We start from the raw sequence: 13,593 nt of genomic DNA on the forward strand, positions 1-13,593 counted from the left end.
GCCCCCGCCAATCGGCGGGGGTCGGTCGACCGACCGGCGGGGCACCTCCCGAAGCCCGTCGGATGGTTGACCGCCCCCGCGCTTCAGCAACGTTGTCCCAGTGACTGAGATCGAAACCGCCAAGAAGGCGCCTCCGCGTTCCTTATCCGCACCCGAGTCCGCCACGGCGACGGAACGCCCAGCGCCGATGGCGCGGCTCGTCGGGGTGGACCTCGCCCGTGCACTGGCCGTGTTCGGAATGTTCGCCGTGCACGTTGGTCCCTTCCCCACGCCCGGGGGCGGCGTTGGCGACTGGTTCCTGGGCCTGGCGAGCGGCCGGGCTTCGGCGCTGTTCGCCACCCTCGCCGGGTTCTCGTTGATGCTGATCGCCGGCCGCCGTGAGCCGAAGACCGGACTGGCCGGCCGGCAGGCGAAGGCTCGGATCGTGATCCGGGCCGTGATCCTGCTGGTACTGGGCAGCGCGTTGGCGATGACCAACTTCGGCGGCGCCGGAATCCTCAACTTCTACGCGTTGTACTTCCTGCTGGCCCTACCCCTGCTGCGGCTGCGGGCCAGGACGCTCGCGATCATCGCGGTCGCGCTCGCGGTCGTCACGCCGCAGCTGGCGTTCGGCCTCAGGGCACTGCTCAACGAGTCGATCGTGAAGAGCATCGACGCGTACGACCCGATCGCGCGACTCTCCGGCGTGGGCTTGCTCGACCTCCTGCTCACCGGCCTCTACCCGGCGATCACCTGGATGACGTTCGTGGTCACCGGCATGACGTTGGGCCGGCTGGATCTGACCTCCGGCGCGGTGCAGCGGCGGCTGGCCGTGGTCGGTCCCGTGCTGATCGGGTTCGGATACGGCGTCTCGTGGCTGGCGCTCCGGTTGTCCGGCGGCGATCAGAAGATCATGGCCGGGATGCCTGCAATGAAGGATCCCGGCATGGCACCGGGATCCTTCGACATGCCGGTCGGTGGTGGGCTGTGGGGCCCCGACGCATGGGGGTTGCTGGCAGCCGAGCCGCACACCGGTTCCACGTTCGACCTCATCGGCAGCATCGGGATCGCGATCACCGTGCTCCTGTGCCTGACGGTGGCGATGGACCGACTGCTGTGGCTGCGGCGGCCGGCAACTCCGATCATCGCCGTCGGCACGATGTCCCTGACCATCTACGTGGGCCACATCCTGGTCATCCTCGCCCTGCCCGGCGAAGCGGCCACCCCGCCGCGATCCGCCTCCACCGCGCTGCTGTTCTGGTTCATCGTCGGAGCCACCCTGTTCGCGGCGGTCTGGTCTCGTTTCTTCCGCCGCGGACCGCTGGAGTACCTGCTCAACGGCGCGACCAAACTGGCGAATTCCGTCCGATGAGCCTCGGGCGGGTATCCGGAAAGGTCAGCTCGAGGTCGCAACGACACCCTCCGACAACGGGTCTGACTCGGAGGCGGGCCTACTTCCTTCCGACCGGCGGGCGGCCGGGTGCGCGCGGACAGTCATCGGTCCTTTGCCGCAGGGCCGGGCGGGGCAGGCAGACGCGTACATGCTGCGGCTTCTTCACCCCCGGTGCCGCTCCCCGCCTCGGCGTCACGGGTCCCAGGTCTGCCCTTGGAGGTGGCGCAGAGCTCGTGCGGCGGCGTGGGCTCCGCACATTCCGTGTGCGCCGGGGCCGGGCGGGGTGGCCGCGGAGCACAGGTAGTGGCCGGGCAGACCCGTGTCGTACGGGTGCAGGGTGGGCCGCGGGCCGAACAACAGCTGGGGGATGTCCTTGGCGCCGGTCATGATGTTGCCGCCGACGTAGTTCGGGTTGTACGCGGCGAATCCGGGGGTGGTGCGCACTGCGGTGCCGACGATCCGGTCCCGGAATCCCGGGGCGAACCGCTCGATCTGGGCGGTGATCGCTCCTGTGGCGTCGCTGGACCAACCGGCTGGTACGTGGGCGTAGGTCCACACCGGGTGCACGTCGCCGGCCGACCGCAGGGGATCGGCCAGATACTGCTGGCCGACCAGGACGAACGGCCGATCGGGCATCCGTCCGGCGTGGATGTCCCGCTCCGTGGCGGCGATCTCGGCGTACGTGCCGCCGACGTGCACCGTGCCGGCCCGCCGCGCCGCTTCGGCGGTCCAGGGCACGCCGCCCTCGACCGCGAAGTCGACCTTGAACGCCCCCGGGCCGTACCGGAACCGCCGGTAGGCACGGGCGACCCGGGGCGGCAGCCGGTCGCCCAGGATGTCGGCCAGTGCGGTGGGCGCCACATCCCAGAGGGTCACGTCCGTGGGCGGCAGTTCGGAGGCCGACCGCACCCGTACGCCTGTCTCGATCTTCCCGCCGAGGTCGGTCAGCAGCGCGGCCATGGCGTCGGTGATGCGGCGTGATCCGCCGACGGCCACGGCCCAGCCGTGCCGGTGCCCCGCGGTGAGGATGCCGAGTCCGATGGCGGCGCTCAGTGGCCGCTCGAGAGGGTGGAAGGCGTGTGCCGCCACCCCGCCCCACAGCGCCCGCGCCTCCTCGGTCGCGAACGCCTTGCCCAGCAGCGACGCGGGAGCCAGCGCGGGGACGCCGAAGCGGGCGAGTCGGACGGGGTGCCGTGGGACGCGGAGCAGCGGGCCGAGGATGTCGGCGTCGAAGGTGTCGTATGCCGCCGACGGGCCGTCGAACAGCCACCGCCAGCGTCGGCCGTCGCCGCCGAGACCGGCCGCGGTCTCGGCGACCGAGCGGTGCAGCACCCCTGCCGTGCCGCTGTCCAGCGGATGTACGCAGTCGATCTCCGGCAGCGCCCACCGCAGCCCGTAGCGGTCCAGGCCGAGCTCGCGCAGGAACGGTGAGCCGACAGCCATCGGGTGGACGGCCGAGCAGTGGTCGTGCAGCAGCCCGGGAAGGATCGCCTCACCGGAGCGGGTGCCGCCCCCGATCTCGTCGGCCGCCTCGAGGACGGTGACCTGTACGCCCTCCCGGGCCAGTGCGATGGCGGCGGCCAGCCCATTGGGGCCGGCGCCGACCACGATTGCCGTACTCATGTCGCCAAGCTTTCCACCGTGCCCTGCTGCCCCACCACCGGCGACGACTGCCCGCGGGTCCAGGTCACGTCGAGTGGGATCGGGCCGTTCGGCAGCCACGGCTGCTCCTTGACCGCGTCTGCGACCTTCCACGTACCCCGCTCGATGACCCCGAGCGCGGCGTCGATCACCTGGTAGTGCTGCACCTTGCGGTGAATGGCCTGCGACTCCACCCATACGACGATCCACTCGCCCGGGGCGAACCCGACCTGGGACTGCACGGCGTTGACGAGGTCGATGTTGTGCAGGTGGCCGTCGCCGAAGTTGAACCCGATCAGCGAGTTGCACGCGAACTCGGCTTCACGCACGGTCCGTTGGTCGAGGTCGGGAAGGTTCTTCATGAGGACGGAGAACAGGCCGCGGCCCTGGCTGTGCATCGACCGCCAGGCGATCGTCTGCTGCATGGTGATCTCGGCGACAGCCGCCGGGTAGCCCATCGCCTGGAGCTGGTCGACCTGGTTGGTGGTCGGGCGGTGCGGCAGCGAGTTCAGCTTCTGCTCCGCGTCCGGCGCGAAGACCCACAGTGCGGAGGCCCAGTTGCCCGCGTACTGACGCATCGAGGGCAGGAACGACACCAGGTCCGGGCGCAGATTGCCCAGGACGGGAAAGAACAGTAGTGCGGCGGCGATCCCGGCGGTCAGCCACGGCGAGGACATGTCGCCGACACCGTAGCCGTCCTGGGCCGGGAAGCCGAGGAACAGGAAGACCGACAGGTACGCGAACAGGATGTTCCACTCCAGCGGCACCGCCAGCGGGAATGTCGAGACGATGAAGAGGTGGAAGACGACCATCAACGCCACGCCGGCGACGGTCAGCCAGTGGTTCGTGGAGAAGAGCAGCACCAGCGGGGTGATGATTTCCACGGTGGTGCCACCGACGTGCGCCATGAGGGTCGCGACCTTCGACGGGCGGATGTCATGGGGAAAGTCGCGGTAGTGGAGGAGCTTGATCCGCTTCGACGGGACACAGGGGCTGTTGGAGACCATCGGCGACACCACGCTGGTGAAGTGAAGGCCGAACTTCGACACCCCGGCGCCGATCCACACCACGCAGATCAGCAGCTTCGCCGCGACGATCATGTCGGTGAGGGGCAGGACGGCGAAGAACACCAGCGCGGGCAGGTACTGCTCGCCCCGGGCGGCCAGGAAGAGCGTCTTGTCCCGCAGGCCGCACGCGACGTACAGCACGATCGGCGCGATCAGCAGGGCCGGGCGCACCAGTCCGTCGGTGGGCGCCGCGACGGCTGTCAGCAGGGACGCCAGGAAGGCCAGGTAGAGGACGACATCGGCCGGCGTGCGGCGGTCGCCGTCGGTGAACGGCACCCGCTTCCAGGGACGCAGCCGGATGGTGCCGGGCCGGGCCCAGAACAGGATGCCGCCGGTCATCGGCTTGAACTTGCCCGCGATCGGGCCCCAGGAGCCGGCCACGCCCAGCGCCTCCAGGAAGACCGTCCAGAGCAGGAGCTTCTGGTAGACGTCCGGCTGGTCCCACCAGTGGGCGACGTCCCAGAACGGTCCGGCGTCCGAGGTCCAGGTCACCAGGGCCGTACCGGCGAGGACGTACAGGAAAAGGACCTTGACCACGTACGTGGTGGGAATCATCTTCGGCGAGCCGAAACCGTACTCGACCCAGTGCAGGGCCAACGTTTTCATGCGTTCCTGAAGAGGCTTGTCCAGGAATGTTTGCGGATCGACCGGCGGGAAGTCACCTGTTTTGAACCCCATTGTTCTCGCCTTTCTCGTACCGATTTTCGGGCGTGCTGATCCACACCGGAAATGCGCATGGAAAAATGTCCGGGTGATGTGGGGTGGTGATGTGGGCGTGATGCGGGGTGATTGTGCTTTACGAGCTCACGGTGAATGAGCGCAGTCGGGGTTTGTCGATCTTCCCCACCGGATTCTTCGGCAGCGACTCGGTGACCACGACCGACACCGGTACCTTGACGCGGGCCAGCGAGCCGCGGCAGTGGTCGACGAGCTCCTCGGCCGTGGCGGCGGCACCCGGCAGCAGCGTGACGTAGGCGACCGGCACCTCACCGAGCACCGGTTCGGGCGCGCCGACCACCGCCGCTTCCAGCACCGCCGGGTGGGTGTGCAGGACGTTCTCGATCTCCTTCGGGTAGATGTTCTCCCCGCCTCGGATGATCATGTCCTTGATCCGGTCGACCAGAACAAGATGGCCGTCCGTGTCGAAGCGCCCGACGTCGCCGGTGTGCAGCCAGCCGTCGACGACGGTCCTGGCCGTCTCGTCCGGCAGCCCGAGATAGCCGCGCATGACGTTCGGGCCACGGACCACCACCTCGCCCACCGACCCGGCGTCGAGGAGATGGCCCTCGGCGTCCATCACGGCGACCGTCTGCCCCGGCAGCGGGAGCCCGACCGTCCCCGGCCTGCGCGGCCCGGCGGGCGGGTTCAACGTCGACGCGCAGGTGCCCTCGGACAGCCCGTAGCCCTCGACGACCGGCACCCCGAACCGGTTCTCGAACCGGGCGATCAGCTCGGCGGGCATCGGCGCGGCCCCGCAGATCGCCCGGCGCAGCGACGAGGTGTCCGGGCGTACGTCGTCCGGCAGCGAGACGAGCATGGCGTAGATCGCCGGTACCGCCGAGAAGTACGTCGGCCCTGCGGCCTCGACCGAGGCGAAGAAGGCCGGCGCCCGGAAGCGCCCCGCGATCGTCGCCCGCCCACCGGCCAGCAGGGGCGACAGCACGCTCACCACGATCCCGTTGACGTGGAACAACGGCAGAACGAGCAGGCTGTGATCGGTCTCGTCCAGACCGATGCCGTCGACGATCATCCGGCACATCGCGGCGATGTTGGCGTGGTCGAGCATGACGCCCTTCGGGCGGCCGGTGGTCCCGCTCGTGTAGATGATCAGGGCGAGGGCGTCGGAGGCGGGGGAGACGGCGTCCGGGGACCGGTCAGCGGGAGTGTCGGCGAACGCGGCCACGTCCAGGGTTCCCATGCCGCGGTCATCGGTGATCACCACCTTGGCTCCGGAATCCTCGATCTGATGGCGGGCCTCGGCATCGGTCAGCCCGGGATTCACCGGCGTGACCGCGGCGCCCAGCCGCCATGCCGCGAACATGATGACGACGAGTTCCAGACGGTTCGGAAGAGCCACCGCGATCACATCGCCGATACCGATTCCATGAGTGCGGAGGACACTCGCCGCGGACCGGACCCGTTTCAGAAAAGCTTCATTGTCCAGCTGCTCGCGATCATCCGCGATACAGGGTCCGGTGGGATTCCGGCCGGCCCGGACGTCCGGCAATTCGGCGATGTGCTGCACGATTTCCTCACCATTGAGTCGCACCGTGACGAAGGTAATAGACCAACGCAATAACTGAAAGGTAGGCAGGGAATACGCGTCCGACCATGGGCTCGCGTCCCAGCCCGAACCCGCCTTTTTGTGCCGCCGTCACAAAGCGGGAGGCGGACGTCTCGGGTACGGTCCGGCCATGAGCGCCGCCAACGTCAACGTCGACATGATCGTGCGGGACGTCGCCAGGCGCACCCAGGCCGATCTCGAGAACCTCACCGCCGAGATGACCTCCATGTTCGTCGACGTCATCCCCGAGTTCCGCCACGACGACGCCGTACGACGGCTGATGGTCGCCAGCACCGCGTCGAACCTGGCGGCGATCGTCGACATGCTGGAGCTGAACATCTCCCTCGACGACATCACCGTCCCACCGGCCGCGGCGGAGTACGCCCGCCGCTTCGCCCAGCACGGCCTGTCACTGGAGGCACTGCTGCGCGCCTACCGCCTCGGCGAGCACATGGTCGTCCAGCGGGCCATGACCACCCTTGGCCGTCTCGATCTGCCCACCGAAGCCGCCCTGGCCACGACCAGCCAGATCGCGCGACTGACGAACAGGTACATCGACCAGGTCATCGAGGGCATCATCGACATCTACGAGGACGAGCGCAGCCGGTGGGACGCCCGTTCCGACGCGGCCCGCGCCGCCCAGGTCCGCGCGGTGCTCGACACCGAGGGGCTCGACCTCGCGTCGGCGGAGAAGATGCTGTCGACGTCCCTGCGCGGCTGGCACCTCGCCGCGATCATCTGGACGCAGCCCGGTTCACCCGATCCGGACGCGGCCCAACTGCGCGCCGGCGCAGCCATGTTGTCCGCGGCCACCGGCAAGGCTCCACTGACGATCTCGGCGGACGAGCGAACGCACTGGGCCTGGATCTCATCCACCGCCAAACCAACCTTGGACCTCCCCCTCCTCCAACACGAACTTGACAAGCACCCGGCACTCCGGATCGCCGTCGGCGACGACCCGTCCCCCGGGCTCGACGGCTTCCGTCAGACCCTCAGGGATGCGCAGCGCGCCCGCACGGTCGCCGTCACCGCGGCCGACCCGCACCGCGCGCTCGTCCTCCACTCCCAGGTCGCGCTCGCCGGCCTCCTCGTCGATCACCTAGCCGACGTCAGGGCGTGGGCCGGACGCGTCCTCGGCGGCCTCATGAACGACGACGGCGCCACGGTCCGCCTGCGCGAGACCGTGCAGGTGTTCCTGGACGCCCAGGGCAGTTTCACCGACGCCGCCGCACGTATGCACGTCCACAAGAACACCGTCCACTACCGCATACGCAAGGCCGAGGAGATCCTCGGCCACCCGCTCACCGAGAACCGACTGGACATCGAGGTGGCTCTGCTGGCCTGCGCGCAGCTCGGACTCGGAGGAGCGGACACGCATCCGGCGCGAGGCAACTGATCACCGAGGACAGCGAGGCCCACACCTGCTGGTCGGATCGCAGCCAGGGGTCAAGCTACGTCGGGGAGGTTCCGCCGAGGTCGATGGTGGACGGCTCCCGGTCGGACTCGGGGAACTCCCAAGCCGTGATCTTGGCGCTCCTGGGCACGCGGTAAGCAAACACCATCTGGTCCTTGGAGCCGGGCTGAAGCCGCTCGTCGCACTGCGGGTTCCCCGGAATCCTGTTCAGGTCGTCGATGGGGTCGTAACGGCGGCCCCGGTCGTCGATCAGGCTGCTGACGATGGGCCGCGAGCACGTGAGGTCCATACCGGACTTCGTGTCATTGAAGACGACGGTCTCCAGGGCCACGTACTTCGCTTCGGTACCCGCGCTCCTGGTGCCTCCGTCCATGAGGATCCCGTCGACCTCGTGCACCTTGCTGATCTTGACGACCGCGCTGCCGTTGCGGACTTCCTCGCCGACCTTGGACCCGCCCGCCGAACCGGGAGACGGAGACGCGCTCGCTGCGGCGGTGACGGTCTTCTCAGGCGCGGCCTCGGCGTCGGGTGTGGCGGTCCGGGTCAGGCCGCTGCAGGCGGTGAGCAGTAAGGCACCGGCGAGGGCCGCGGTGGTGGTGGTCGTGCGGGTGTTCATGGTTCCCCCAGGGTGCTCTTGGGCGGATCTTCCTCCTGTCGTGGATGCTGCGGGGGCGCTTGGTCGCCTCATGACCGTTGGTGCCGCGGCAGAAAAGTTAGCTCAACAGCCGCAGCGAGGGACAAGCTTTTCGAGCCACGTGCAGTCAGGCAGGAAGGCCACCAGGAGAGGCCTCGGAAGCGGTGCGGGCACCGCCGTGCCGGTGGGAAAGCCGGGCGGACGCAGGTCCGTTGCGTCGCGTGCGGTCTCGGCGATGGGGGCGAGCACCTGCACGGCGCGCTGCCGACCCCGCCGTCCCCTCCGGCCGGAATTCGGCGAGGTTGCGGTGCTCGTCCTCGGCCCCAAGCATGGGCTCAGGGGAACAGCGACAGAGCCCCTCCAAGGGGCACGTCCCGGGAAGACATGAGAGCCATGACGTTTCTTGCGGCCCGGCCTGCCGGCCATCGCCGGACAAGGCGCACTCGACCGGCATGGGCGCGATCGGCATGACCGACGACGACCGGCCGCCGCGCTGTCTGGTCACCGGCGCCACCGGGTACCTGGGCGGCAGGCTGGTGCCGGAGTTGCTGGCCGCCGGGTACTCGGTGCGCTGCCTGGCCCGCTCGCCCGGCAAGCTGCGGGACCATCCGTGGGCCGGGCAGGCGGAGGCCGTGCGCGGTGACGTGACGGACGAGGAGTCCGTACGCGCGGCCATGGAGGGAATGGACGTCGCGTACTACCTGGTGCACGCGCTGGGCACCGGGCGGGGTTTCGAGGAGACTGACCGGCGCGCGGCCAGGATCTTCGGTGAGCAGGCGCGTGCTGCCGGAATCCGGCGGATCGTCTACCTCGGCGGGCTGAGCCCTTCCGGAGTACCCGAGCACGCGCTGTCACCCCATCTGCGGTCCCGCGCCGAAGTGGGCCGCATCCTCCTGGCCTCGGGCGTGCCGACCGCCGTACTGCGGGCAGCCGTGATCATCGGGTCGGGTTCGGCCTCGTTCGAGATGCTGCGGTACCTGACCGAGCGGCTCCCCGTGATGGTGACCCCGAGCTGGGTGCGCACCCGCATCCAGCCGATCGCCGTCCGCGACGTACTCCGCCTCCTCGTGGGGTGCGCGCGGCTGCCGTGCGACGTGAACCGAGCCTTCGACATCGGCGGGCCGGATGTCGTCACGTACGAGGAGATGATGCGGCGGTACGCCGCCATCGCGCGGCTGCCGAAGCGGGTCATCCTGCCCGTTCCGCTACTCACCCCCCGGTTGTCCAGCCTCTGGGTCGGTCTGGTCACCCCGGTGCCGGGCGCTCTCGCGCGTCCGCTGGTCGAGTCACTGAAGCACGAGGTGGTCTGCGCCGAGCAGGACATCGTCCGTTATGTGCTGGATCCGCCGGAGGGACCGGTCACCCTCGACCGGGCGATCCGGCTGGCTCTGAGGCGCGTGCAGGACGCGGACGTGGCCACCAGGTGGTCCTCGGCCTCGACTCCCCGCGCCCCCAGCGACCCGCTGCCGACCGACCCCGACTGGGCGGGCGGGAGCCTCTACACGGATCACCGCGAGCGCACGGTCGCGGCGTCGCCGCAGGAGCTGTGGCGGGTGGTGGAGGCGATCGGCGGCGAGAACGGCTGGTACTCCTCGCCGCTGGCCTGGTCCCTGCGGGGCTGGCTGGACACGCTGGTGGGCGGTGTCGGCCTGCGCCGGGGCCGCCGGGACGCGATCCGGCTGCGGGTCGGCGACAGCCTGGACTTCTGGCGAGTGGAGGAGATCGAGCCGGGCCGACTGCTCCGGCTGCGCGCGGAGATGCGGCTGCCGGGCCTGGCCTGGCTGGAGATGGCCGTCGACCGGGATCCACAGGGGCGCACGGTGTACCGGCAGCGGGCCCTGTTCCATCCGCACGGCCTGGCCGGGCACGCCTACTGGTGGGGCGTGGCCCCCTTCCACGCCGCGGTCTTCGGCGGCATGGCCCGCAACATCGCCACCGCGGCCGAATCGGCGGCCCTTGAACCGGCCCGTACCCACTGAGGGTGGCTCAGGGAACCGTGCGTGTCTGCGTCGCCCTGTCCACCGCGGACCTGCGGGTGTACGACAACCCGGTCCTGCAGGCCGCTCTGAGGGACGCGGAATGCGTGGTCCCGCTCTTCGTCCGAGCCCGGACCGACTTCCGGTGCCGTGGCGGGTGCCGCGACCGTGCCCCCGGATTCCGTGGCGGGGGCCACGGCTGTGCCTCATGGTGCTGCGGGGGCAGCCGACACCGTACCGCCGTGCCGCTCCTTTTCTGGGGCCGGAATTCCGGTCACCGGTGGCGCCTCCGCTCGATCCGTGTGATCTTTTCAGCCATCCGCGATTCACTCCGCAGCCGCGGCAAAAGCGGCAGGAAACGGGTCGGACCGGTCCGGCACCCGCGTGGGACGCGGGCCGTGCGCCGGACTGTTACCGGCGTTCCGGGTCGATCTGTACAGGTTCTGAGGCACTATCCAGTGGTGCTCCTCCGATATCCCGGCTGCCGGTGTCCGGAACGGGGATATCGGATGCCGCACCGCAACCGCAGTGGCTGAAAACGTGTCTTTGGACGCGTGGCCGAAGCTCCGGGGCGGGTGAGTTTCCGGTAGCACATGCGGCCTTGGGGGGCTGGGATGAACACATGGGGAGTGCCCGGATACACCGAGTCACTGGAGCTCGGATCAGGGGCGAGCGGGCGGGTCGTCCTGGCCGTGCACGAGGAGACGGGCGTGCCGGTCGCGGTGAAGTACCTCAGCGAGTCACTGCGCACGCGGCCGGGCTTCGTACGCGATTTCAGGGCGGAGGCACGGCTGCTCGGCGGCCTGGAGAGCCCGTACGTCACCGGGTTGTACGAGTACGTCGAGAGCCCGGACGGCGCCGCCATCGTGATGGAGCTGGTGGACGGTGTCTCGTTGCGGACCCTGCTGACCAGGGAGAGTCCGCTCGATCCCGAGGCCGCGCTCGTGGTCCTCAAGGGGTCGTTGCTCGGCCTGGCCGACGCGCACCGCATCGGCGTCGTCCACCGCGACTACAAACCGGCGAACGTCCTGGTCGTACCGGACGGATCGTCCAAGCTGGTCGACTTCGGGATCGCGGTGGACGCGGGCACCAGCGTCGGCGTTGCGGGAACCCCCGCCTACATGGCCCCGGAGCAGTGGACCGGCGCGCCCGCCTCTCCCGCCGCCGACGTGTATGCGGCCACGGCCACCTTCTTCGAGTGCCTGACGGGCCACAAGCCGTACTCGGGTGACAATCTCGCCGAACTCGCGCTGCAGCACGTCGACGCGCCCGTCCCCGCCGAGGAGGCCCCCGAGGCGGTGCGGGAACTGGTCCGGCGTGGTCTGGCCAAGGACCCGCGGGAACGGCCCACACACGCCGAGGATTTCGTCATGGAACTGGAGGCGGTGGCCGGCGCCGCCTACGGGCCCGACTGGGAGGAACGCGGCCGCGGTCGGCTCGCCGCGCTGGTGGCCCTGCTGCCGCTGCTGTTGCCCTCGGCCCGCAGTGCCCCACGTACCACGACGGACACCGCACGCACGGTCCTGAGCCGTGAACCGGGCCTCGGCTGGGCGCAGTCATGGCGTCCCGGCCGGCCAGGGATGCTGGTGGCCGGTGCGGCCGTGCTTCTGGCTGTCGTCCTGGCCTACGGCATCCAGCACACTCCGCTGGGAGCGGATCCGCAGCAGGCGGCGCAGGCGCTGGCCACCAGCAGAGCCCAGCCCGGTGTGGAGTCGGGAGAGCTCATCGCTCCGCCGACCGCGTCGGCGAACTCGTCCCCGCCGCCCCCGGCGTCCACCGTGTCCCCCAGTCTGTCGCCCTCGGACTCGGCGACGGCCGGCACCGGCGAGCCCTCGGCATCCGCCGCCACCACGGACCCGGACCCGGAGACGACGACACCCGGCGCGGCGACCACCGAGGCGACGCCGACGACCGCTGCCCCCACCTCGCCGGACGCACCCACCGCGCCGGACGCCCCCACCGGGCCGACCGCCCCCGCCGTCAAGGACGTCGCGGTGTCGGGCTTCCGGCAGACGGGTCCGACGACCGCCTCGGCAACGATCGACATCACCACGGACGGCACCGGACCGCTCTCCATCACCGTCTCGTGGTCCACGGGTGACGCCGGGGGACAGCTCGGCACCCCGGACGGTGCGTCCCAGACGTTCGAGCGCAGCGGCGCCACCCAGTACACGCTCACCGTCGATCACACCTTCCAGGGCAACGGCTGTTACTGGACGGTGCAGGCCACGACCACTCCGGCCTCCGCCGACGGCGGCGCCTCGCAGCAGCTTCTGACCAGGGGGTGTGTCATCGGATGAGCGCTCACAACGACCGCACTCCCGTGTCTGCCGAGGACTGGGAGCCCACCCAGGTGTTCGGCTCCGCCGACGAAACCCGGGTGCTCGACCCGGCCGACGACCACTCCACCCTCCACCTCGGCCCCACCGACGAACACGCCCCGAGCGACGAACTCGGCTCCGCCGACGCCGAGTACAGCGCCACGGTGCTGGCCAGCCACTGGATCCAGAGGCCCGAGCCGGACACCACTTTCCTCGGGCCGCCCTCTACGGGGATCCTGCCGCCGCCGCCGACGCTGCCCGACCGTGCCGAAGGCACCGTGCTGCGTTTCGGCCCGGGGGTGACAGCCGCCGTCGCGCACCGTACCCACAGGACGCTGCCCGCGGTGGCGCCGCCTCGCATACCCCCGCGCCGACGTCTGCGAAGACACGCTCTGCCCGCGCTCGTGCTGATCGCCGTCATCGCCTTCCTCGCCTGGCAGCGCCTCGGGCCCTCCGTCGCGGTGCGCACGGCGGCGGTCACGGCCCGGCCGACGGATCTGGGCTGCGACGGGACAGCGGACATAGTCGCCCTCGTCGCCACGAACGGCCGGCCGGGCACGCTCTCCTACCGCTGGATCCGAAGTGACGGCACCGCCTCGGGCGTCCTGCGCGAAGTGGTGGTCCGAGGCCAGAGACAGGCACGTCTGCACCTGCGGTGGACCTTCCAGGGCAAGGGCCACTACACGGCAAAGGCCGAACTACAGTTCCAGTCCCCTACCCACCGCACGGTCACCACCCACTTCACGTACGACTGCCCCTGAAGAGACCCGGCATGGCGCAGGTCAGCGGTCGGTCTTCGCGGGTGACGGCGATGCCGTGGCGGCCGGTGGCGTCGACGGCGTCGGGGATCGGCGGACTCGATGGGGATCAGCTGACCGGGCATC

General features: G+C 70.1%; 9 protein-coding genes. 5 read left to right on the plus strand and 4 right to left on the minus strand.

The window, feature by feature from the left end:
* Positions 1-100 precede the first annotated feature (100 nt).
* On the plus strand, positions 101-1,351 hold the full coding sequence (locus IEZ21_RS33285) for a DUF418 domain-containing protein (protein WP_189325545.1): 1,251 nt from the start codon (positions 101-103) through the stop codon (positions 1,349-1,351).
* Between the two features lie 213 nt (positions 1,352-1,564).
* Here the strand turns inward: IEZ21_RS33285 and IEZ21_RS33290 are convergent, their stop codons facing one another.
* From IEZ21_RS33290 to IEZ21_RS33300, 3 genes are all read right to left on the minus strand, one after another.
* Entirely contained in the window at positions 1,565-2,995 is a 1,431-nt protein-coding gene (locus IEZ21_RS33290; protein ID WP_189325546.1) for a phytoene desaturase family protein, read from the minus strand.
* Complete coding sequence (locus IEZ21_RS33295; protein ID WP_189325547.1) at positions 2,992-4,758, minus strand: DUF3556 domain-containing protein; 1,767 nt, start codon at positions 4,756-4,758, stop codon at positions 2,992-2,994. The genes IEZ21_RS33290 and IEZ21_RS33295 overlap by 4 nt, the downstream gene beginning before the upstream one ends.
* Before the next feature lie 118 nt (positions 4,759-4,876).
* Positions 4,877-6,349, minus strand: coding sequence for a class I adenylate-forming enzyme family protein (locus tag IEZ21_RS33300; protein WP_213089388.1), 1,473 nt, complete (start codon positions 6,347-6,349; stop codon positions 4,877-4,879).
* 145 nt (positions 6,350-6,494) lie between these two features.
* Here IEZ21_RS33300 and IEZ21_RS33305 point away from each other — a divergent pair, with 145 nt between their 5' ends.
* Complete coding sequence (locus tag IEZ21_RS33305; RefSeq protein WP_189325548.1) at positions 6,495-7,760, plus strand: RsbRD N-terminal domain-containing protein; 1,266 nt, start codon at positions 6,495-6,497, stop codon at positions 7,758-7,760.
* 55 nt (positions 7,761-7,815) lie between these two features.
* Here the strand turns inward: IEZ21_RS33305 and IEZ21_RS33310 are convergent, their stop codons facing one another.
* Positions 7,816-8,394 carry a hypothetical protein gene (locus IEZ21_RS33310; RefSeq protein ID WP_189325549.1) on the minus strand — a complete coding sequence of 193 codons (579 nt, stop codon included), beginning with the start codon at positions 8,392-8,394 and terminating at the stop codon, positions 7,816-7,818.
* A gap of 485 nt (positions 8,395-8,879) precedes the next feature.
* Between IEZ21_RS33310 and IEZ21_RS33315 the strand changes: the two genes are divergently transcribed.
* The 3 genes from IEZ21_RS33315 (at position 8,880) to IEZ21_RS33325 (ending at position 13,470) form a co-directional block, all read left to right on the plus strand.
* Positions 8,880-10,391: an SDR family oxidoreductase gene (locus IEZ21_RS33315; RefSeq protein ID WP_189325647.1), complete on the plus strand. Its 1,512-nt coding sequence runs from the start codon at positions 8,880-8,882 to the stop codon at positions 10,389-10,391.
* Positions 10,392-11,002: 611 nt separating this feature from the next.
* Positions 11,003-12,688, plus strand: a complete 1,686-nt coding sequence (locus tag IEZ21_RS33320) for a serine/threonine-protein kinase (protein ID WP_189325550.1) — start codon at positions 11,003-11,005, stop codon at positions 12,686-12,688.
* Entirely contained in the window at positions 12,685-13,470 is a 786-nt protein-coding gene (locus IEZ21_RS33325) for a hypothetical protein (RefSeq protein ID WP_189325551.1), read from the plus strand. Before IEZ21_RS33320 ends, IEZ21_RS33325 begins: the two co-directional genes overlap by 4 nt.
* The last annotated feature ends 123 nt before the right edge of the window (positions 13,471-13,593 follow it).

Source organism: Streptomyces flaveus, assembly GCF_014647675.1.
In the GTDB taxonomy this organism is placed as follows: domain Bacteria; phylum Actinomycetota; class Actinomycetes; order Streptomycetales; family Streptomycetaceae; genus Streptomyces; species Streptomyces flaveus.

Excerpts from the sequence above, each read along its gene's own strand:
- IEZ21_RS33320 (WP_189325550.1), top strand. The coding sequence starts at position 11,003 with ATGAACACATGGGGAGTGCCCGGATACACCGAGTCACTGGAGCTCGGA.
- IEZ21_RS33305 (WP_189325548.1), top strand. The coding sequence starts at position 6,495 with ATGAGCGCCGCCAACGTCAACGTCGACATGATCGTGCGGGACGTCGCC.
- IEZ21_RS33290 (WP_189325546.1), bottom strand. The coding sequence starts at position 2,995 with ATGAGTACGGCAATCGTGGTCGGCGCCGGCCCCAATGGGCTGGCCGCC.
- IEZ21_RS33295 (WP_189325547.1), bottom strand. The coding sequence starts at position 4,758 with ATGGGGTTCAAAACAGGTGACTTCCCGCCGGTCGATCCGCAAACATTC.
- IEZ21_RS33325 (WP_189325551.1), top strand. The coding sequence starts at position 12,685 with ATGAGCGCTCACAACGACCGCACTCCCGTGTCTGCCGAGGACTGGGAG.
- IEZ21_RS33310 (WP_189325549.1), bottom strand. The coding sequence starts at position 8,394 with ATGAACACCCGCACGACCACCACCACCGCGGCCCTCGCCGGTGCCTTA.
- IEZ21_RS33315 (WP_189325647.1), top strand. The coding sequence starts at position 8,880 with ATGACCGACGACGACCGGCCGCCGCGCTGTCTGGTCACCGGCGCCACC.